Below are 19,265 nucleotides of genomic sequence, written 5' to 3'. Positions count from 1 at the left end.
GCCGCGACGGTCGGGTTCTCGGGACACACCACTAGGGTGTGAGGCATGACCGTGGACCAGGCCGGAGATCTCGGGAAACTACTCGCGCTGCTCGACGTCGAACGTCAGGGCGACGACCTGTTCATCGGGCACCACCCGGAGCAGGTCACCGCCCGGACGTTCGGCGGTCAGCTGCTCGGTCAGGGTGTTGTCGCGGCGGCGCGGAGCCTGAGCCGGGGCAACCCGCCCATCCACGCCCTGCACGCGCATTTCATCCGGGGCGGAGACGTCACCGAACCGATGGAGTATCACGTCGATCGGTTCCGCGACGGGAGGTCGTTCGCCAACCGTCAGGTGACGGCCAAGCAGAACGGCGAAGAGATCTTCACCATGTTGGTCGCCTTCCAGGACAACACCTCCGGGCTCGAGCATGCGGTGGAGATCCCGCAGGTGCCCTACCCGGAGGAGTTGCCACCTCTCGGTGAGCATTTCAAGGGTTACGAGGACCGCATCGCGACCTTCGTGAATGCGTTGCATCCCATCGACATCCGCTTCGCCAACGACCCGAGCTGGAAGGCGAAGGACGCGGGGGAGAAGCTGACCGACAACCGGGTGTGGATGAAGGCCGACGGCACGATGCCCGACGACCCCGTGATGCACGTCGCCGCAATGTGTTACGCCTCGGACACCACGGTGCTGGACTCGATCATCACCACCCATGGCCTGTCCTGGGGCATGGATCGGTTGTTCGCCGCGACCGTCAATCATTCGATGTGGTTCCACCGTGAGTTCCGGTTCGACGACTGGTTGCTCTACGCGACGCGCTCGCCGGTCGCGACCGGGTCGCGCGGAATGGGTTCGGGCCGGTTCTGGATGCGCGACGGCACGCTCGCGACATCGGTCGTGCAGGAAGCGCTCATCAAGTACTTCCCGCCCAAGAAGTGACCCCGCCGATTTGTAGGCACGCCGATGGATCCTGAGCGGCGCGAATCCATGACACCGGGGTACGGCCCCGCGCACGAGATGTGGCTCGACCCCGGCCCGGCCCTCCCGCGGCGGACGTGGCAGCGGCGCACGCGGGTCCCGGTCATCGTCACGACCTCGATCGCGATGGTCGTCTTCGCGGTCATCGTGGGCGTCGCGGTCATCGCCGGCCTCCTGACGACGCCGGAGTTCACCGCCAAGGGCGGGGTGGTCGCGGACTGTTCGACAGAGGTCGCCGCGCTGCCGGGTGGCGGCGCCCTGGCCCGCGGCGCGCCGGTCGTCCTCTACGACGCCGCCGGCGGGGAGGTGGCGACCACCACGCTGTCGGTGTTCCTCCGCGGCGACGACGGTTGCCGACTCACTTTCGAGGTGAGCGGTGTCGAATACACCGACGCCGGTTATCTGGTGACCGTCGGCGACGCCGACAGTCGTTTCTCGGAGTCGATCTCGACCGCGGCCCTCCAGCAGGGTGTGGTCCTCCGGCCGCTGGGCTGAGACACCCGATCCCGGACGAAATCCGACAATCGGCGCGTCCCCCGACATCGCTCCACGAGACGCCGACGCGGTTGTCCGGACACCGGGTGAACGGCGGGTTAAACTGCGCCGGATCATCATCGGAGTCACCGAACCCGTTGCGGCGGCCGGTACCTCGATGACACCGGTCCGAGATGGCGAACCCGGGATGTCCGTCGTGGCGTCCGTAGCGAGGAGTGTGCGTGGAGTACAGCATCGACTGGGGCAACGAGGTGTGGGCCAGTCTGAAGTGGTTGGCCATCGCGTTCGCGATCTCCGCCGCCGCCATCCTCGTGATCGGATACCTGCTGTCGCGGTTCAGCCGGTGGGGCACGCCGCTGTGGCGTGTGATCGGCGGATTCTTCACCGGTCGTGACACCCGGGTCAAGGCATGGGGACTCGTCGTCGCCCTCACGCTCCTGTCGCTGCTGGGGGTGCGTCTCAGCGTCCTGTTCAGCTATTGGAGCAACGACCTGTACACGTCCCTGCAGACCGCGGCGGAAGGCATCGCCGCGGGCGGGCCACAGGGAGCGGAGATGCTCCAGATCGGCGAGGACGCGTTCTGGCATTCGATGGCGATCTTCGGCATCCTCGCCGCGGTTCACGTCGTCCGGACGATGGTCGAGATCTACGTGGGCGCGGCGTTCGACATCCGCCTGCGCTACTGGCTGACCGAGGGCGCCACCGCCGATTGGATGGCCGGCCGCGCCTTCTACCGCAACCGTTTTGTCGATCTGAGCGCAGGGCTGTTACGGCGCAGACGATTCGGGCGCAGCAAAGCTGAACCGTCGCGGCGGGCCGCCGACATCCACCCCGGCGTCGACAACCCTGATCAACGTATCGAAGCGGACATCACGAACCTGGCATCCGTTGGCTCGTCGCTGTTCTGGGGCGGCGGCGGTGTCTCGACGAACGGTGTGCTGCCCGCCTGCGCCTCGATCGTGTCGTTCTCGATCGTCCTGTGGGACCTGTCCGGTCCCGTCACCCTCTTCGGTGTCGAGATCCCGCGGATGATGATGTGGCTGGTGCTGGTCTACGTCCTCGTCGCCAGCGTGGTCGCGTTCGCCATCGGACGTCCGCTGATCCGGTTGAACTTCTGGCGGGAACGCCTCACCGCGAACTTCCGCTACGCACTCGTCCGCGTCCGCGACGGCGCCGAGAACGTCGCCTTCTACAGCGGCGAGCGCGTCGAGCACAACAATCTCATGACCAGGTTCCGCGCGGTCGTGAAGAACTTCTGGCAGATCATCCACGTCCAGCTGGCTTTCGTCGGCTGGAACTTCGGCGCCTCGCAGCTGGCGGCGGTGTTTCCCTACCTGGTCCAAGCGCCGCGCTTCTTCGACGGGCAGATCAAGCTCGGTGACATGACCCAAACGGCATCCGCATTCGGCGAGATGCACGACGCGCTGTCGTTCTTCCGGAACGCCTACGACGATTTCACTGCGTTGCGCGCGTCGATCATCCGTCTCGACGGTCTCGCCGACGCCGATTCGCGCTCGCGTGAGATGCCCGAGGTGACGACCGTGGATCGTGAACGCGCCGTGGCGTTGTCGGACATCGACGTCAAGACACCGAGCGGCGACGACCTCATCAGTGCGCTCAACCTGTCGCTTGCCCCCGGCGCCGCCCTTGTCATCAAGGGTCGGTCGGGCTCGGGCAAGACCACCCTGCTCCGTGGGCTGGCGGGGTTGTGGCCGTTCATCGACGGGGAATTCGCCCGGCCGCCGGGGGAGCACACCCTGTTCCTGTCGCAGATGCCCTACATCCCGCTGGGGGATCTGCGGACCGCGGTCGCCTACCCGGCCCTGCCCGACGACGTCGGTGACGAGGCGATCAAGGCGGCGCTGGAGAAGGTGTTCCTCCCGCATCTCGTCGGCCGACTCCACGACGAGGAGGACTGGGTCAAGGTGCTCTCGCCGGGCGAGCAGCAGCGTGTCGCGTTTGCTCGTATCCTCCTCACTCGTCCACAGGCCGTGTTCATGGACGAAGCGACCTCAGCTGTCGACGAGGGCCTCGAGTTCTCGCTGTACTCGCTGATCCGCACCGAGTTGCCGGAGACGATTCTGGTGTCGGTCAGCCACCGGAGCACCACCGATCAGCATCACACCGACCTTCTCGAACTGACCGGAGGCGGAGGCTGGACTCTCGAATCGCTGACGGGCGGTCCTTCGCTCGACAAACAGTCCTGATCTGGGATTTTTGCCAACCGGTTACCATTCGGCGGAACCGGTCGTGACCCCGGCCCTCACTCGCTACTGTGACGTGAAACACATCACTTCGGCAAGTCGAGGACTCTCATGACCGCTGCAGAGACCATCACGTTTCCCCACCAGACCGGCGTCGCCGTGGCGACGCTTCCCGCCGCGTTCCAGCAGACGATCACGGTGCGGCCGGAAGCCGTCGCACTCCGTACCGTCGGCGGCCTGCAGGAGATCACCTGGGCCGAATACGCACGCCGGGTGGAGACCATCGCCGGCGGTCTGGCGGCATTGGGGGTCAAACGCGGAGACACCGTCGGGATCATGCTGACGAACCGCCCGGAGTTCCACCTGGTCGACGCCGCCGCACTCCATCTCGGGGCGGTTCCGTTCTCGATCTACAACACGAGTTCGCCCGAACAGGTCGAGTACCTCTTCGGCAATGCGGAGAACTCCGTCGTCGTCACCGAGCAGGTGTTCCTCCCGGTGCTCACCGCGGCGAACACCGGCGTGTCCACGACGGTCCTCGTCGACGGAGTGGCCACGGGCGCCATCTCACTCGCCGACGTCGAACAGACGCCGGCGCCGGAGGGTTTCGACTTCGCCGCGTCGTGGCAGGCGGTCCGACCCGACGATCTGGCGACCCTGATCTACACGTCGGGCACCACCGGCCCACCCAAGGGGGTCGAGATCACCCACCGCAACATCGTGGCGGAGATGACGGCGCTCGCCGAGATCGTGCAGGCGGGTTTCGACGACCGGGCGATCTCCTACCTGCCCGCGGCGCACATCGCCGACCGCGTGTCCTCGCATGCGGCGAACATGATGCGCGGCATCCAGATCACGACGGTGCCCGATCCCCGCGAGATCGCCGCCGCCCTCCCCGACGTGCACCCCACCTTCTTCTTCGGGGTGCCCAGGGTGTGGCAGAAGATCCGTGCGGGCATCGAGGCCAAACTGGCCGAGGAGTCCAGTCCGGTCAAGAAGGCGCTGGCGGGCTGGGCGTTCGGGGTCGGGGCGTCGACGGCGCAGGCGCGGGTCGACGGCAAGGGGTCGGGCGGCCTCGCGTACGGCCTCGCGGACCGTCTGGTTCTGCACAAGGTCCGCACCGCGCTGGGGTTGGATCAGGTCTCGTTCGCCGGCTCGGGCGCGGCCGCGATCCCGCCGGAGGTCTTGAAATTCTTCCTGGGTCTCGGAATCCCGGTGCTCGAGGTGTGGGGGATGTCGGAGACCACCGGCGTCTCGACGATGACGACCAGCGACAACCTCCGGATCGGTACCGTCGGCACCCCGGTACGCGGCATGGAGGTGAAACTCGCCGACGACGGTGAACTCCTCGTGCGGGGTCCGGTGGTGATGCGGGGCTATCGCAAACAGCCCGACAAGACCGCCGAGACCATCGATGCCGACGGATGGTTGTCGACGGGTGACATCGCGACGATCGACGACGACGGGAATGTCACCATCGTCGACCGCAAGAAAGAACTCATGATCAACGAGTCCGGAAAGAACATGTCGCCCACCAACATCGAAAACGCGATGAAGGCGGCGTCGTCGCTCATCGGTCAGGTGGCCGCGATCGGCGACGCCCGGCCCTATGTGTCGGCGCTCGTGGTGCTCGATCCGGATGCCGCCGCCGCGCGTGCCAAGAAACTCGATCTGTCCGGCGCCGACCTGACCGAGTTGTCCGCACATCCTGAGGTGGTGGACGAGGTGGCGGTGGCAATTCGTGCCGGAAATCAGTCACTGTCCCGCGTGGAGCAGGTCAAGCGTTTTACGATCGTGCCGACCGCCTGGGACCCCGGCGGCGACGAGCTCACCCCGACGATGAAGTTGCGCCGCAAGCCGATTGCGACAAAGTACGCAAATGAGATCGGTGAGCTCTATCAGGCGCAACCAGGACGGTCGGTGGTCGACCTGCGGTCGTGATCGGGCCCGACGGGGTCACGTCGCCGGCATGAGACAGGGAGAAGGAATTGGACGACCAAGCAGGTGTCGACCAGACGGCCGATCGCGAACTCGGGCCCATCGACTACATCGTGGTCGAGTGGACGGGCAAGCAGCCGACCGGTGAGGCACTTCCACATCTGATCGATCTGATCGACCGTGGGATCGTGCGGCTGATCGACATCGTCTTCATCACCAAGGACACCGACGGCACCGTCGCCCGGCTCGAGATCAACTCGCTCGGGGCGGATTTCGCGATCTTCGACGGCGCGGCGACCTCGTTGCTCGACGACTCCGACCTCGCGGAGGCGGCCGCGGTCATCGAGCCGGGTTCCAGCGCGGCCGTCGTCGTCTGGGAGAACGCATGGGCGGCGCCGTTCGCCACGGCGGTCCGCAACGGCGGCGGACAACTCGTCGCCTCGGGACGCATTCCGGTGGACGCCCTGCTCGCGCAACTCGACGCCGCCGACGCGGCGACACCGGCCACGTAGCGCCACCTGGACAACAGACCTGAATCTCGAGAGGACAGAACAGAACATGCCAGGACTTCTTCGCGGTGTCGCTCGTACCGCCGTCATCTCCGGCACCGCCACAGCGGTGAGCAATCGGGTGTCCCGACGCCAGGCGAGCCGGTGGGCGCAGCAAGGGGGCGCCACCCAGGACCCGCGGGCGCAGCAGCAGTACGCTCAGCCCCAGTACTCTCAGCCGCCGCAACAACCACCCCAGCAAGCGCCCGCGCCGAGCCCGACGGACACCATCTCGGCGCTGAAGGAACTCGGTGCGCTCTACCAGCAGGGCATCCTCACCGAGGCTGAGTTCGCCGCGCAGAAGGCGAAGATCCTCGGGACCTGAGGTGCGTCCGGAGCTTGCGGAGGGCGCGTCACTCCCCGCTCCCTGAGGAGCGTCCGGAGGGCGCGTCACGCCTCCGCTCCCTGAGGAGCGTCCGGAGCTTGCGGAGGGCGCGTCACTCCCCGCTCCCTGAGGAGCGTCCGGAGCTTGCGGAGGGCGCGTCACGAAGGGTCTGGCGACCGAGGTTGCGAAACCCTTCGTGACGCTCGCAAGCTCGCTCCTCAGGGAGCAGTGGGTGGCTCCCCTCGCTCCTCAGGGAGCAGTGGGTGGCTCCCCTCGCTCCTCAGGGAGCAGTGGGTGGCTTCCCTCGCTCCTCAAAGAGCAGCGGTATTGCGGGACTTTCGGATCAGGGAGCAGTGGCTTGGCGCCGCTCGCTCCTCAGGGAGCGACCCGCACATCACGACTCCTGCGCGAGTGCCTCCGCGTCGTCGATCTGCTCGAGTGCGTCCGTGCGCGACATGTCTTTCAGTGCGACCCCGGACCGTCCGAGTTTCCGGGCGCCGTCGATGAGCGAGGCCGTCGTCCGTGCGGCGACGTCGTAGTGCAGCCCGTCGGGCGGGTGGATGTTGGAGATGCAGTTCCGGTCGGAGTCGGCGCGTCCCGGTCGTGGGAGATGGGTGAGGTAGATCCCCAGACTGTCGGCGACCGAGAGGCCGGGGCGCTCGCCGATGATCACGATGAGGGTGGTGACGCCGAGCGCCTCGCCTATGTGATCGCCGAGGGCGACGCGAGCCTCGGTCGCGATGACCGGCGGTGCGATCGAGTATCGGCCGTCGAATCGGCGGAGAAGGGCCGCGACGAGTCCGTGGCCGTGATCGGTGAGAGCCCGGGGTGACAGCCCGTCGGCCAGCACCATCCCGATCTCGGCGTCGGCCCGCGGGATCTGCGACAGATCGTCGGGCATCCGACCGAGGTCGGGCCGGCGGAGGTACTCGCTGCGGGTCGCTGCGCGGCTGGTGACGACGATCGGGGGTTCGAGGTCGAGTTCGCCGATCGATCGTACGAACCCTGCGACGTCGAGCGGGTCGTGGACGGCGTCGCGGGCGGCGGCATGGGCGGCCTGGAACTCGAGCACCCGTCGCGACGGCAGCGACTTACCCGCGCGACCGAGGCCGATCCGGGCTTGAGTGCTCCGGCGCAGTTCGGCCCAGGGGTCGGGTTGCGGAGTCTGATCGCCCGCCGCTGCGGGCTCGGCCGGTGTCATCGGCCGGCTGCCAGGGGCAAGAGGGGAGACTCGCCCGGATCCACCGGTAGGATGCGCCCGCCACCGTCCGCCATGCCGAGACGCGCCAGCCAGGACTCGAACTCGGGGGCCGGTCGCAGTCCGAGCGCCTCCCGCACGTAGAGCGCGTCGTGGAACGACAGGCTCTGATAGCCGAGCATGACGTCGTCGGCTCCGGGGACGGCGATGACGAACGCGGCGCCGGCGACGCCGAGCAGTGTCAGGAGCGTGTCCATGTCGTCCTGGTCGGCCTCGGCGTGGTTCGTGTAGCACACGTCGACACCCATCGGCAGTCCGAGAAGCTTGCCGCAGAAATGATCTTCGAGTCCGGCACGGATGATCTGTTTGCCGTCGTAGAGATACTCGGGTCCGATGAAGCCCACCACGGTGTTGATCAGTAGTGGTCTCAACAACCGTGCCACCGCGTACGCGCGCGTTTCCAGGGTCTGCTGATCGACCGGTTTGCCACCGGTCCCGAGGTGCGCGCCGGCCGACAGTGCCGATCCCTGACCGGTTTCCAGGTACATCACGTTGTCGCCGACGGTCCCGCGACCCAGCGAACGTCCCGCCTCGTCGGCCTCGCGCAGGATATCCAGCGTCACCCCGAACCCCTTGTTCGCGCCCTCGGTGCCCGCGATCGACTGGAACACGAGATCGACAGGCACCCCCCGCTCGATGAGGTCGACGGTGGTCGTGACGTGCGACAGCACGCACGACTGCATCGGGATCTCGAAACGCTGTCGGATGTCGTCGAGCATGTGCAGGAGATCTGCCGTCGCGCGCGGCGAGTCCGACGCCGGGTTGATTCCGATGACGGCGTCGCCACACCCCATCAGAAGACCGTCGAGGGTTGCCGCGGCGATGCCGCGCGGATCATCGGTCGGGTGGTTGGGTTGCAGGCGTGTGGCGATCCGGCCGGGCAGTCCGATGGTCGTGCGAAAGGCCGACGTCACCCGGGCTGCCGCCGCGACCAGGATCAGGTCCTGGTTCCGCATGATCTTCGACGCCGCGGCCACCATCTCCGGGGTCAGTCCGGCGCCGACGCGGGCGAGCCGTTCGCCGGCGTCGGAACGGGACGCGATCTCCAGCAGCCAGTCGCGGAACCCGCCGACGGTCAGGTGGGCGATCTCGGTGAACGCGGTCCGGTCATGGGTGTCGACGATGAGCCGGGTCACCTCGTCGGATTCGTACGGCACCAGGGGCTCGTCGAGAAAGCGACTGAGCGGTACATCTGCGAGTTGCCATGCGGCAGCTGCGCGTTCGGCATCGGAGTCCGCGGCGCAACCGGCGAGCTCGTCGCCGGACCGGCGTGGGGTGGCCTTCGCCATGAGTTCGACGAGGCCGTCGAACTCATGGGTGGTGCCGGCGATGGTCTGGCTGTACCTCATCGGATGCCCCGGCCGGCAGGGGATTGATCGCGCGTCATGGTCCCCCGAAGTCTAGGTTCGGTTCCGTGGCGGCGCATGCCGAACGCGCACCGTGCCAGGCATCGCGCGGGCCGTCCGATATCGGCGGATCAGGCGGGCGCGCCGACGGTGGACCCCATGTTCTCCGGGCCGATCGTCAGCGACCTCGCGTAGGCGCCCATCGCCCGACCGGCAGCGAGGATCGGCGCCGTCGACCGCTGCGTGCGAGCGAGGATGAAGGCGCCCTCGAGCGCTGCCACCACAGCGAGGATCAGAGCGTGGGCATCCGCTTCGGGCAATCCGCGATCTCGATACAACGCCGTACCCAGCGCCACCCATCCGTCGATCATCTCCGCGGCGACCGCCCGGAGCGCCGGCTCGGTGTCGGCGACCTCGCCGGCGACGGTCGTGACGGGACACATGTTGAGCCAATCACTCTCGGCGATGGTGTCCGCCGCCGAGGAGAAAGCCGCCTCGATCCCTGCGGCGATGTCGTCGTAGGGGGCCAGCAACATCCCGACGAGCTCGCCGTATGCCGCGCCGGACTGTCGCAACGCCGCCGCCGCGACGTCGCGCTTGCCGCCGCTGAAGTGGTGATAGATCGATCCGATCGGTGCCTCGGCCGCGTCGACGACCTGTTTGATCCCGGTCGCGGCATACCCCTGCCTGCGAAGTAGCTCGGTCATCGCCACCACGATGCGTTCATCCGTCTTCACCCTGGCCATCCTAGAGCATCTGTTCTAGAGTGATCGTTCTAGACACCTCGGGCACCTGCACGCCCGGGTATCCCACGCTCGGCATCCCACTGAAGGAGATCGGCATGAGACACGACGACCACACGACGAGAGCGGATCGGTTGACGACGATGAAACGCGTCGACACGCCGACCGGGGTCATCGAATACGCGGACGACGGCGCCGGACCGGCGGTCGTGATGTTGCATGGCCTGCTCATGGACCACGAAGTGTGGGATGCGGTGATCCCGTTGCTGCCCAATGGGTTCCGGTACATCCGACCGGTCCTGCCACTGGGGTCGCATCGGGTCCCCCTCGACGCCGACGCCGACCTGACGCTCGACGGCATGGTGCGGCTCGTCGCCGAAGTCCTCGAGGCGCTCGATGTCGATGACGTGACGCTCGTCCATTCGGACTGGGGCGGGGCGCTTTTCCTCACCGCGCTCGGCCTCGATCAGCGAGTCGGTCGGCTGATCATCCTGCCGTGTGAGGCATTCGACAACTTCCCGCCTGGACTGCCCGGGAAGATGGCAACACTCGCCACGCGTCTGCCCGGCGGGATATCTCTGGCCGCATGGCAGTTGCGCATCGGGTGGTTGCGGCGGCTGCCCCTGTTGTGGGGCTGGATGGTCAACGGCCCGGTCGACGCGGACCAGATGCGGCGTTGGACGGCTCCGGTGCTGACCGACCCCCGGATCCGCCGCGACGTCACGAAGTACACCACGACCGATTTCGATGCTGCGGAACTCATCCGCCGGACCGAGGCATTGTCCGGCTTCGACGGTGAGGCCCTCGTACTGTGGTCGCCCGACAATCGCGTGATGCCGCCCGCCCACGGGCCGCGGCTCGCCGAACTCCTACCCCGCGGTCGGTACGTCCCGATGCCGGGCGCCGCGGTCCTGCCCATGCTCGACGACCCGCGGACCGTTGCCGCCGAGATCGGCGCGTTCCTCACTGCGGCGAGATCCGGGCCGTGAGGAACGCGCCGTGACGATCACGGTGTCGCGTCGCCGGACCCCTCGATCTTGAAGCCGACCTTCAGCGTCACCTGGAAGTGGGCGATCTGGCCGTCTTCGATGTGGCCGCGGGTCTCGGTGACCTCGAACCAGTCGAGATGATTGACGGTCGCCGAGGCCCGGGCGATCGCGTTCCGGATGGCGTCGTCGGTGCCGGAGGCCGAGGAACCGACCACTTCGATGACTCGATACACGTTGTCCGACAAGGGAACCGCTCCAATCGTGAGAACCTTCGGGCGTGGGGTGCGGGGGTCCGCAGCGCGGACGGCCGCTCCTCCTGTCTACCCCTATGATCGGGAGGTGACCAGTGAATCGGCAAACCGAGACGTCTCCGCGAGGTGCCCGTGTCTGTCGGGTCTCGTCCTCGGCGACTGCTGCGGACCCGTTCTCGCCGGTGAGCGTGCCGCACCCACGGCCGAGGCGTTGATGCGTTCGCGTTTCACCGCTTTCGCGCTCGGCGATCGGAACCACCTTCTCGTCAGCTGGCATCCTGACACCCGTCCCGACGCACTGGATCTGGACGAGTCGGTGCGCTGGTATCGCCTCGACATCGAGTCGACTGCCGCCGGGTCGCCCTTCGACGCCGAGGGAGAGGTGACCTTCACCGCGTTGTACCGACGAGGCCCGGAGCGGGGTTCCCTGCACGAGCGCAGTCGTTTCACCCGATTCGAGGGCCGATGGGTCTATGTGGACGGAATCATCGGATGACTCAGCACTCAGGCGTCGGCATAGTCCCAGAACTGCAGCCATGTGACGTTGGCGAACACCGTCAGGCACACCAGGTAGAGGAGCAGGACCGCGCCCGCCCCCACGATGTTGCTGCGCCAGTTGTTTCCGTCGACCGGGTCGAGGAATCGCCGGAAGGGGCGTGACGCCCACGGCATCAGCCACCACTGCATGAGGGAGACGCTGACCACCTGACTCAGCCACAACGCCAGCCACGGCTCCGCGCCGAAGCGGTCGAGTGTCGGGCCGAGAAACCTCGAGAGTGTCATCACCGTCGGGTACAGCACGAGCAGCACCATCATCGCCGACTTCCAGTTCGGCGTCTGCAGTATCCGGCCGCGGTCGGTGCGCACGGTGGTGCCGAAGGCGGTCGTGCTGGCCATCGTCTCGAAATCGTGCGTGAGGCTCGACCGCAGCCCGGCCAGCGCTTCACTGCGTCGGCTCGACGACACCCAGGCCGCCAGCTGCCGGTCTGTGCGGAACCGCAACACCGACAGCGACGTCTCGTGTTGGTCGTCGACGAACAACGCGGTGCCCTCGTAGCCGCCGAAGTCGCTTGCCGCATCGGTCAACACGTGCTGGGCGGCGACGAAGTCGCCGACTGCGCCGGCGACGATGTCGTGCCGGAACGCGCCGACACCGGGCGGGGGCGACTGACCGTCGACGAGCTCGAGAACGGGCGTCGCCGGTAGCCAGCCAAGCGCTCGTCCGGCCTCGAGCGCCGCACGGTGGCGCGGACCGGCGAGCCACCGGTCCAGGGCGTCCTCGTCGACGAATGTGGTCGCGACCGCCGGATCGAAATGCCCGTCGGTCACCACCGAGATCGCGACACCCAGACAGCCGTCGGAGTCGCTGGCCGAGGCGGCGAGAGTCGCGGCCCACTCCGCGAAATCGCCGGTGGCGGCGTGGAACACCGACACCGCGATGATCGCGGTGGTGCCTGCGGTGTCGGTGGCGTCGTGTGCGGTGACGATCGTCGTGTCCTGCCGGGATGGGTTCTGGCGGCCGGTCAGACGGTGACCCGACGTCCCTGGACATAGACCTCGGCGATGGATGATTCGCGGAGGCCCATCAGCAGGCCGAACAGGGTCTGGTCGCGGGCGAGATCGGCATCGTCGGAGCGGACGGCGTTGTCCAGGGTCGACTTCAGGGCGTCGACGGGTTCGATGACGAGGAAATCGGCTTCCTTGCCCTCATCGAAGTTGCCGAAGCGGTCCTCCATGTCGAGCGCGCGGGCGCCGCCGACGGTCCCGATGAACAGCATCTCGGCCGGGTGCATCGACACTCCGGCGTCTCCGGGTTCGGTGATGTGCTGTTTGAACGCGTCCCCGAGCACGCGCGGGATCAGCCATTCGTCGCCACCGCCGAAATCGGTTCCGGCGGAGATGTTCACACCCGCCGCGACGGTCCGCTTCCACGGCATCGTGCCCGAGCCGAGGAACAACTGGGACACGGGGCAGTGCGAGATCGAGGTGCCGGTCTCGGCCATGCGCGCCAGCTCCGCATCCTGGCAGTGCACGCAATGCGCGAGGATGGTCCGCGGACCGAGCAGACTCTTGCCGCCGACCTGGGACCCGGGCAGGAACTTGCCGTCGTAGGTGTCGAGGTAGGAGTCGACCTGGTAGACCTCCTTGGTGGTGTCCACCTCTCCGGTGCCGGGACGGTTGTTCTCGTTGAGGTGGCTGTGGACGTAGACACCCTGGTCGCGGTACTCGTCGTACAGGTCGCCGAGGTTCTTCAGCGTCTCGGTGGTCACCGACAGCGAGAACCGCGGCACGATCGCGACGTGCAGCAACGCGGTCCGGTAGTCGCCGGTGTCGGCGGCGTGCCACTTGTCGATCTCGGCCCGGGTGAGGCGGATCGCCTCTTCCTCCGAGGTCAGCAGGGGTTTGGCGGTGTCCCCACCGACGGTCTGGATGCCGCGGCCGGCCACGATACGCAGCCCGGCCTTCTGGGTCTCGGTGAACAGGGAATCCTGGGCGTGGGGAAACGCGGAACCGAAGACCATCATGGCCGTCGTCCCCGCGGCGACCCGTCGTCTGGTGAACTCGACCGCAGCTGCCTGGGCGAATTCGGGGTCGGCGAACTTGGATTCGGACGGGAAGATGCAGAGATTGAGCCATTCGAGTAGTTGCCCGCCGCCGTAGGAATCGCCGGCGTAGGTCTGCGGGAAGTGGATGTGGGTGTCGACGAAGCCCGGGATGAGATACCCGTTCGGATGCTCGTGCGATTCCGCGGACGCGAACTCGGCCGGGAGGTCGGCTTTCTCGCCGGCGAACTTGATCGTGCCGTCGTCGCCGACGACCAGTGCCCCGTCGGGTATCGAGACGAGTGCGTCGACCGCCTCGGTGACAGCCGGACTACCGGCCAGATGGAAGATGTGTCCGTAGTGGACGGTGTCGGTCATCGGTGCTCCTCGGTTGGTGTGCTGCGGTTGTCGTTATCGAGAGGTCAGAGGCGTTGTGGGTCAGTTGTTCTCGGCGCCGTCGGGACGGTCTGATCGTCGGTCCGTCGCCGGGTGGAGGTCGCCCACCCGAGCAGGAGGACCCCGGCCAGCCCGCACCCGGCGTACAACCAGCCCAGCGGCGCCGGGGACGTCTCGGGGAGCACGCCCACGAGGGTGAGTGCCGCCGAGACGATCAGATAGGAGGCGGCGGTGGCGATTCCACCGACCAACCCGAGATTCTTGGTGAACAGTCCCAACGCGAGGCCGTACATCTGTGGGCACAGTATGCCGCATCCGGCCAGGGCGAGTGCGGCGCCGATGGTGAGCGCCCACGCGTTGGATCCTACGGTGAGTGCCGACGTCAGGATCACCGCCGTTCCCGCGCCGAACACGGCGAAGGCGCTGTACGCCAGCCGGCGCGTCGACGTCCGGGTGGCGAACCAGCTGCACGCCAGTTCGCCGACGAGGTTCGCGCCACCCACGCACAGCGCGATCAGACCGTATGCAGCCGGCGCGAATCCGAGCGTCGACTGATAGAGGAACGGGCCGGCGACCCCGAATGCGAGCTGAGCTGCCGCCATCAGGCCGAAGACGGCGACGAAGCAGACGAAGACGGGGTGGGTCGCGATCGACGCGGAGTTCCGCCACGTGGCGCGCACGGCGACGGGGACACGATCGGCCGGGGCGAGCGTCTCGGGCAGAGCTGCGACGACCAGCACGCCGACCGCGGCCGTCATCGTGGCGATGAGGACGAAGATGAGTCGCCACGACAGGAACTGCGCCAGGACACCGCCGACGGCCGGCGCGATGACCGGGGCGAGACCCCATGCGGCGCCGAGTAATCCGGCGACCGAGGTGAGCTTCTTGCCGCGGAAGCAGTCGGCGGCGATGGCGTAGCCGAGGACCATGCACGCGCACGCGCCCAATCCCTGGACGAAGCGGGCGCCGAGCAGCAGCGGCACCGTCGTCGCAACCGCACAGGCGAGGCTCGCGACGATCACCACGCCGATGCAGACCGTCAGAACCCGCTTCCGTCCCCAGGCGTCGGCCAGCACCCCGACGGGGATGAAACCCACGGCGAGACCCACCATGTAGGCAGCGACGGTGGCCTGCACCGCCGTCGAGGTGGACGCGAGGTCCGCCACCATGTCGGGCATCGCCGGCGTGTAGATGTCGAGGGGGATCTGGCTGAGCGGGACCACGCACAGCAGGATGCCCACGACCCGACCGGAGCGAGGTCCGGCGATACCGGTTGTCACGGCGACGCACTCACGGCAGCGTCCAGACCTGCACCGTGATCAGGTAGAAGATCGCGACCCAGGCCGCGTTGAGCGCGATGATGAACACTGCGCCCCGGAGATTGGTCCGGGGTTGGGGCGCTGTCGACTTCGGTTGCAGCCACCAGCCCAGCACGCGATTCACGTAGTAGGGCATCGTGATGTAGCTCATCGCGAAGCTGGACAACAGGTTCCCGACCAGCATGCCCAGCCACAGCGGCATTCCCAGCGGCGCGGTCATCAGCGTGAGGAACACCACCGTGGGGTAGAGGCCGACCCAGACCGCCACGGAGGTCTTGAGGTTCGACGGCGGTGGCGCGTCGTCGTCGCCGTGGGAGAACCAGTTGCCGAACGAGTGGTCGATCCGGCGCAGGGTGAAGTCGCCGAAGTCGTCGGCCTCGGCCAGGAGCTGGGCTCGCTCACCGGACGTCAGCCAGGCGTCGAGGTGCTCGGCGGTGTCGAAGCGGTAGGAGATCGTCCACTCCTCCTGGACGCCGGGGATCGGCCGGAACAGTTCGGTGCCACGAAATCCGGGGAAGCGGTGCTCGGCGGCGTCGACCTGTCGCTGCCACACCAGGAAGTCGTCGACCTTGGACTCGGCGACCCGGTGCGAGACCACGACGGTGACCAGGGTCTCGGGCTCGGCGGTGCCCGGCGCCAGGACCTGGGCGGTGGCCGGGCCGTCGAAGAGGGGCTTGCCCTCGTCGACGAGGTCGAGCCGGACGGCGCTGTTGAGCCAGTCCTGGAGGTGGCTGACCGAGTCGAACCCGTAGATCGCCGTCCAGTCCGGTTGACTGGGATCGGGCGCCCGCAGCTTCGATCCGACGAAGCCGGGGAACCGAGCGGCCGCAGTCTCGATCTTCCCGAACCACTCGCGGTAGCGATCGTCCATACCCGCGTGGACGCGTTGCCCGATGATGAGGGTCGCAGCGCCCTCGGGCGCTCCGGACTTCCGCCCCGTCACGGGGCGAGAGATCTCGTTGGTCATGGATCCTCCGACGTGGTCTCGGGCGGGTGGGCGATCAGAGCGGCAGAACCCCCAGTACCCGGCCGGGGTCGATGCGGTCCCGGAGGTCGCGGAGACGCTCGAGGTTGCCGCCGAACGCCGCCTCGATCTCCCGCTCGGTCTCTGCCAATCCGGGGCGGAGCTCGACGCTGTAGACGCCGAGGGTGTCCGCGGCCAGCACATCGAGGGCGGCGCGGGCCCAGGTCTCGCACCGCTCGGTGGCGTCGTCGTCGGACCAGATGGCGTTCAGCGGGACGTTCCACTCACCGCCCCGACCCCAGAAGGCCGTACTCGCGTCGTCGACGTCGGCGAGGGCACCGCCGGTGTGCTGGAAATCGATCCGGCACGCACGGGTCGGGGCGGCGGCGATCGCGTCACGCAATCCGTCGGCGATGTCCGGCCCGAGCGTCGGGCCGACGAACACCGACTTTCCGAAGAAGTGCCCGCGCTCCGACGACGTGGCGGGGCCGGGTGCCCGGATCGGCGGCGGATCGGTGCCGCCCGGGCCGGGGAGGGCGAATTCGGGCAGCCCGCTCAGATAGCGGCCCGCGGTCTGCGACCGGAAGCGAGGCGGACGGGAGCAACCGGCCACCACGGAGTCGGTCGCTTCGCGCGCCTCGGCGAGATCGGTCGCCCGGGAACCGCGGCACGCGGTGTAGACCAGGAGCGCGGGTTCGCCGTCCTCGTCGGCGAACCCGAGGACCGCGCCCATCGTCGAATGCCGGGGGAGCGTGGGCGCGACCGCGAAGTAGTCGGCCAGCGCATCGAGCTCGACCACCGCACGGTCGATGTGCACCGGGCCCTGCGCCACCGTGCGCAGTTCCGCCGCGGTGACCACGCCGAAGCTCGGGGCACATCCGCGCACCGCCCACCACAGGTCTGCCTCGGTGCCGGTGCTGTCCGCATCGAGCCGGACCACCTCGCCGTCGGGGCGGACGAGTTCGACCTCGACGAGATGGTCGATGGTGAGTCCGGCGCTCCGCGTGAGGTATCCGACGCCCCCGCGCGTGGCGAGGCCGAACCCGGCCAGACCGACGATGCCCACCGGGATGACCCGCCCGGTCCCGTTCAGTGCCTCGAGCACCGCGCCGACGGTGGCGCCGCCCTGGACCCGGACGTGTCCGTCGCGGGCGTCGATCCCGGTGAGGTGAACCGACAGGTCCATCAGCACGGCGGAATCGTCGACGCAGGTGGAGCTGAGCCCGCCCCCGCGGACGGTGACGCGACCGCCGCCGGCCGAGACGATCCGCATCGCCGTGGCCACCTCCGCGGTGTCCCGGGGGTGCACCACACACGGCGGGTTGCGGCGAGACGCATCGGGAAAGAAGATGCGCGCCAGAGATTCTCGATAACCCACGGACCCGGGTCGATGCACGCGCCCCGCAAGCGCGGCCTCGAGCTCGGCGGTGATGCCGTCGAAAAGGGTCGTCATCGGCCGTCCGCCCCGGTGCTCGTGATCGTCCAAGCTGCTGGATGTGCAATCGGACGCGGTCAGCGCAAGTATCACCCCGCCGCATCCGCATGCGCGCGCCAAACCGGAGAACTCGTCGTGAATTGGTCCGCGCGGACCGGTACGGACGGTCTCCGCGGTTCGGGCTCAGCTGTTCGTGCGGACCGCGATCCACTCGACGAGGGGCACTGCCGCCCGCCAGTCACGGCGGATGCGATCCACGAGTTCCGGCGAATGGATGATCTCGTCGAATCCGTAGTCCCGGCCGACCGACAACGATCGGTGGCGGAGCAGTTCGATCCGCGGGTGGGCGACGTCGTATCCCCGCGGCGCGGTCTTGAGGCGGTCCCCGGCGATCTCCCAGCCGTCCGCGGTGAGACGACGGAGGAGCCGTTCGAGTTCGGGACCACTCCGGCCGTGATCGATCGACCTGCGCAACTCGGCGAGCCGGGCCGGAGAGGCCTCATAGAACCCGGCGCCGACGTGGACGCCGGGTGCACCGATCTGGACGTAGTACCCGGTGGCCGGGGCCACGGCGACGAACGCGCCCTGATGGGTCTTGTACGGTGCTTTGTCCTTCGAGAATCGGACATCGCGATGCGGCCGGAAGATCTTGGCCGGACCGAATTCGTCGGCCAGCGCATCGGTCAGGGCCCTCATGGGCTCGGCGACCGCGGAGCGGTAGACGTCCTTGTGGTCCTCCCAGAACACCTTGGAGTTGTCGATCTCCAGATCGTCGTAGAAGTCGAGTGCGGCCTCGGGAAAACCGGTGAAGTCCATCGACGTCACCCGGGGAGGCCGCGACCGAAACCGACGACACCGCCGTCGGATCGCCAGTCCAGCGAGTGGATCCGGATGCGCCCCATCTCGTTGCCACCCACCGTGACGGCGGTCTCACCATCGACCGCGACGACGATGTTGGTGTGCTGCCCGAACCCCGACGACCGGTCGTAGAGGACGACGTCCCCCACCCGGGGTGTGTAGTCGCCGACGGGTTCGAACCGGTCGGCGGACTCGTAGTACTCCTGCAGCGTGTACACACCGGGGATGCGCCAGTGACCGGAATGGGGGTTGACCAGCGGACTGCCCGCCGCCCGCATGATCCAGCTGACGAAGTTCGCGCACCACGGCTCGTCGGTGCCCTCGGAGAAGAACGTCCCCGGGCGCTGGGCGGCGTGTTCGTGTCGGACCGCTTCGACGATCCGGACCTGCCCCGGCGTGAGTTCGGATTCGTCGATCCGGGGAAACTCGGCGGTGTCCCACGGCAACCACCGTTCGGGCACGGCCCGCCAGGCGACGAGGCCGACGCCGGCGAGGACGACCACGACCAACGCCGCGGCGATCGCCGTCCGGCGCCCGCGACGGCGGGTCGGGCGCGTGCGCGCGGCAGCGTCCTCGGGTCGGTCGGCGGTGGTGTCGGCGCTCACCTCGACGAGTGTAGGCATCGCGCGCGCCGCCCGGCGGCGACCCGGCCTCGCCCGGGGCGATACGGTGCCTTGGCACAATGGGACG

General features: G+C 68.0%; 19 protein-coding genes. 8 read left to right on the top strand and 11 right to left on the bottom strand.

Annotated features, from left to right (window positions below; translation table 11 throughout):
• The first annotated feature begins 45 nt into the window (after positions 1–45).
• The 6 genes from CA982_RS08785 (at position 46) to CA982_RS08760 (ending at position 6,473) form a co-directional block, all read left to right on the top strand.
• Positions 46–924, top strand: coding sequence for an acyl-CoA thioesterase (locus CA982_RS08785; protein WP_086534960.1), 879 nt, complete (start codon positions 46–48; stop codon positions 922–924).
• A gap of 48 nt (positions 925–972) precedes the next feature.
• Entirely contained in the window at positions 973–1,458 is a 486-nt protein-coding gene (locus tag CA982_RS08780; RefSeq protein ID WP_086534959.1) for a hypothetical protein, read from the top strand.
• A 221-nt stretch (positions 1,459–1,679) separates the two neighbouring features.
• On the top strand, positions 1,680–3,665 hold the full coding sequence (locus CA982_RS08775) for an ABC transporter ATP-binding protein/permease (protein ID WP_086534958.1): 1,986 nt from the start codon (positions 1,680–1,682) through the stop codon (positions 3,663–3,665).
• 108 nt (positions 3,666–3,773) lie between these two features.
• The gene (locus CA982_RS08770; RefSeq protein ID WP_086534957.1) at positions 3,774–5,603 is read left to right on the top strand and encodes an AMP-dependent synthetase/ligase; all 1,830 of its coding nucleotides are present in this window, start codon (positions 3,774–3,776) and stop codon (positions 5,601–5,603) included.
• 47 nt (positions 5,604–5,650) lie between these two features.
• A complete protein-coding gene (locus CA982_RS08765; RefSeq protein ID WP_086534956.1) occupies positions 5,651–6,112 on the top strand; it encodes a DUF6325 family protein in 462 nt (153 codons plus the stop codon).
• Between the two features lie 46 nt (positions 6,113–6,158).
• Entirely contained in the window at positions 6,159–6,473 is a 315-nt protein-coding gene (locus CA982_RS08760; RefSeq protein ID WP_086534955.1) for an SHOCT domain-containing protein, read from the top strand.
• 394 nt (positions 6,474–6,867) lie between these two features.
• Here CA982_RS08760 and eutC read toward each other — a convergent pair whose 3' ends face one another.
• From eutC to CA982_RS08745, 3 genes are all read right to left on the bottom strand, one after another.
• Complete coding sequence (gene eutC, locus CA982_RS08755) at positions 6,868–7,674, bottom strand: ethanolamine ammonia-lyase subunit EutC (protein ID WP_086534954.1); 807 nt, start codon at positions 7,672–7,674, stop codon at positions 6,868–6,870.
• Positions 7,671–9,080 carry an ethanolamine ammonia-lyase subunit EutB gene (locus CA982_RS08750; protein WP_086534953.1) on the bottom strand — a complete coding sequence of 470 codons (1,410 nt, stop codon included), beginning with the start codon at positions 9,078–9,080 and terminating at the stop codon, positions 7,671–7,673. The genes eutC and CA982_RS08750 overlap by 4 nt, the downstream gene beginning before the upstream one ends.
• A 128-nt stretch (positions 9,081–9,208) precedes the next feature.
• Positions 9,209–9,823 carry a TetR/AcrR family transcriptional regulator gene (locus CA982_RS08745; protein ID WP_086534952.1) on the bottom strand — a complete coding sequence of 205 codons (615 nt, stop codon included), beginning with the start codon at positions 9,821–9,823 and terminating at the stop codon, positions 9,209–9,211.
• A gap of 95 nt (positions 9,824–9,918) precedes the next feature.
• Between CA982_RS08745 and CA982_RS08740 the strand changes: the two genes are divergently transcribed.
• Complete coding sequence (locus CA982_RS08740) at positions 9,919–10,809, top strand: alpha/beta fold hydrolase (protein WP_244176184.1); 891 nt, start codon at positions 9,919–9,921, stop codon at positions 10,807–10,809.
• 17 nt (positions 10,810–10,826) lie between these two features.
• On the opposite strand, the gene CA982_RS08735 is transcribed toward CA982_RS08740, so the two are convergent.
• A complete protein-coding gene (locus CA982_RS08735; protein WP_086534950.1) occupies positions 10,827–11,054 on the bottom strand; it encodes a dodecin in 228 nt (75 codons plus the stop codon).
• A gap of 94 nt (positions 11,055–11,148) precedes the next feature.
• On the opposite strand from CA982_RS08735, the gene CA982_RS08730 reads away from it, so the two are divergent.
• Positions 11,149–11,556: a YchJ family protein gene (locus CA982_RS08730; protein WP_086534949.1), complete on the top strand. Its 408-nt coding sequence runs from the start codon at positions 11,149–11,151 to the stop codon at positions 11,554–11,556.
• 8 nt (positions 11,557–11,564) lie between these two features.
• Here CA982_RS08730 and CA982_RS08725 read toward each other — a convergent pair whose 3' ends face one another.
• The 7 genes from CA982_RS08725 to CA982_RS08695 form a co-directional block, all read right to left on the bottom strand.
• On the bottom strand, positions 11,565–12,494 hold the full coding sequence (locus CA982_RS08725; protein ID WP_086534948.1) for an antibiotic biosynthesis monooxygenase: 930 nt from the start codon (positions 12,492–12,494) through the stop codon (positions 11,565–11,567).
• Between the two features lie 89 nt (positions 12,495–12,583).
• On the bottom strand, positions 12,584–13,981 hold the full coding sequence (locus CA982_RS08720; RefSeq protein ID WP_086534947.1) for an amidohydrolase family protein: 1,398 nt from the start codon (positions 13,979–13,981) through the stop codon (positions 12,584–12,586).
• Positions 13,982–14,025: 44 nt separating this feature from the next.
• Positions 14,026–15,279: a multidrug effflux MFS transporter gene (locus tag CA982_RS08715; protein ID WP_086534946.1), complete on the bottom strand. Its 1,254-nt coding sequence runs from the start codon at positions 15,277–15,279 to the stop codon at positions 14,026–14,028.
• A gap of 10 nt (positions 15,280–15,289) precedes the next feature.
• On the bottom strand, positions 15,290–16,285 hold the full coding sequence (locus tag CA982_RS08710; protein ID WP_086534945.1) for an antibiotic biosynthesis monooxygenase: 996 nt from the start codon (positions 16,283–16,285) through the stop codon (positions 15,290–15,292).
• 34 nt (positions 16,286–16,319) lie between these two features.
• On the bottom strand, positions 16,320–17,735 hold the full coding sequence (locus CA982_RS08705) for an FAD-binding oxidoreductase (RefSeq protein ID WP_086534944.1): 1,416 nt from the start codon (positions 17,733–17,735) through the stop codon (positions 16,320–16,322).
• Positions 17,736–17,900: 165 nt separating this feature from the next.
• On the bottom strand, positions 17,901–18,533 hold the full coding sequence (locus CA982_RS08700; protein ID WP_086535071.1) for a DUF2461 domain-containing protein: 633 nt from the start codon (positions 18,531–18,533) through the stop codon (positions 17,901–17,903).
• Between the two features lie 5 nt (positions 18,534–18,538).
• The gene (locus CA982_RS08695; protein ID WP_244176182.1) at positions 18,539–19,198 is read right to left on the bottom strand and encodes a CHAP domain-containing protein; all 660 of its coding nucleotides are present in this window, start codon (positions 19,196–19,198) and stop codon (positions 18,539–18,541) included.
• Positions 19,199–19,265: the final 67 nt, after the last annotated feature.

The sequence above is a fragment of the Gordonia lacunae genome, assembly GCF_002149015.1.
Classification (GTDB): Bacteria; Actinomycetota; Actinomycetes; order Mycobacteriales; family Mycobacteriaceae; genus Gordonia; species Gordonia lacunae.
Note: the sequence above shows the minus strand (reverse complement) of the source record. Positions and strands in the feature narration are given on the sequence as shown.

Excerpts from the sequence above, each read along its gene's own strand:
- CA982_RS08785 (WP_086534960.1), top strand. The coding sequence starts at position 46 with ATGACCGTGGACCAGGCCGGAGATCTCGGGAAACTACTCGCGCTGCTC.
- CA982_RS08780 (WP_086534959.1), top strand. The coding sequence starts at position 973 with ATGACACCGGGGTACGGCCCCGCGCACGAGATGTGGCTCGACCCCGGC.
- CA982_RS08770 (WP_086534957.1), top strand. The coding sequence starts at position 3,774 with ATGACCGCTGCAGAGACCATCACGTTTCCCCACCAGACCGGCGTCGCC.
- CA982_RS08760 (WP_086534955.1), top strand. The coding sequence starts at position 6,159 with ATGCCAGGACTTCTTCGCGGTGTCGCTCGTACCGCCGTCATCTCCGGC.
- eutC (WP_086534954.1), bottom strand. The coding sequence starts at position 7,674 with ATGACACCGGCCGAGCCCGCAGCGGCGGGCGATCAGACTCCGCAACCC.
- CA982_RS08750 (WP_086534953.1), bottom strand. The coding sequence starts at position 9,080 with ATGAGGTACAGCCAGACCATCGCCGGCACCACCCATGAGTTCGACGGC.
- CA982_RS08745 (WP_086534952.1), bottom strand. The coding sequence starts at position 9,823 with ATGGCCAGGGTGAAGACGGATGAACGCATCGTGGTGGCGATGACCGAG.
- CA982_RS08740 (WP_244176184.1), top strand. The coding sequence starts at position 9,919 with ATGAGACACGACGACCACACGACGAGAGCGGATCGGTTGACGACGATG.
- CA982_RS08720 (WP_086534947.1), bottom strand. The coding sequence starts at position 13,981 with ATGACCGACACCGTCCACTACGGACACATCTTCCATCTGGCCGGTAGT.
- CA982_RS08710 (WP_086534945.1), bottom strand. The coding sequence starts at position 16,285 with ATGACCAACGAGATCTCTCGCCCCGTGACGGGGCGGAAGTCCGGAGCG.
- CA982_RS08705 (WP_086534944.1), bottom strand. The coding sequence starts at position 17,735 with ATGACGACCCTTTTCGACGGCATCACCGCCGAGCTCGAGGCCGCGCTT.
- CA982_RS08700 (WP_086535071.1), bottom strand. The coding sequence starts at position 18,533 with ATGGACTTCACCGGTTTTCCCGAGGCCGCACTCGACTTCTACGACGAT.
- CA982_RS08695 (WP_244176182.1), bottom strand. The coding sequence starts at position 19,198 with ATGCCTACACTCGTCGAGGTGAGCGCCGACACCACCGCCGACCGACCC.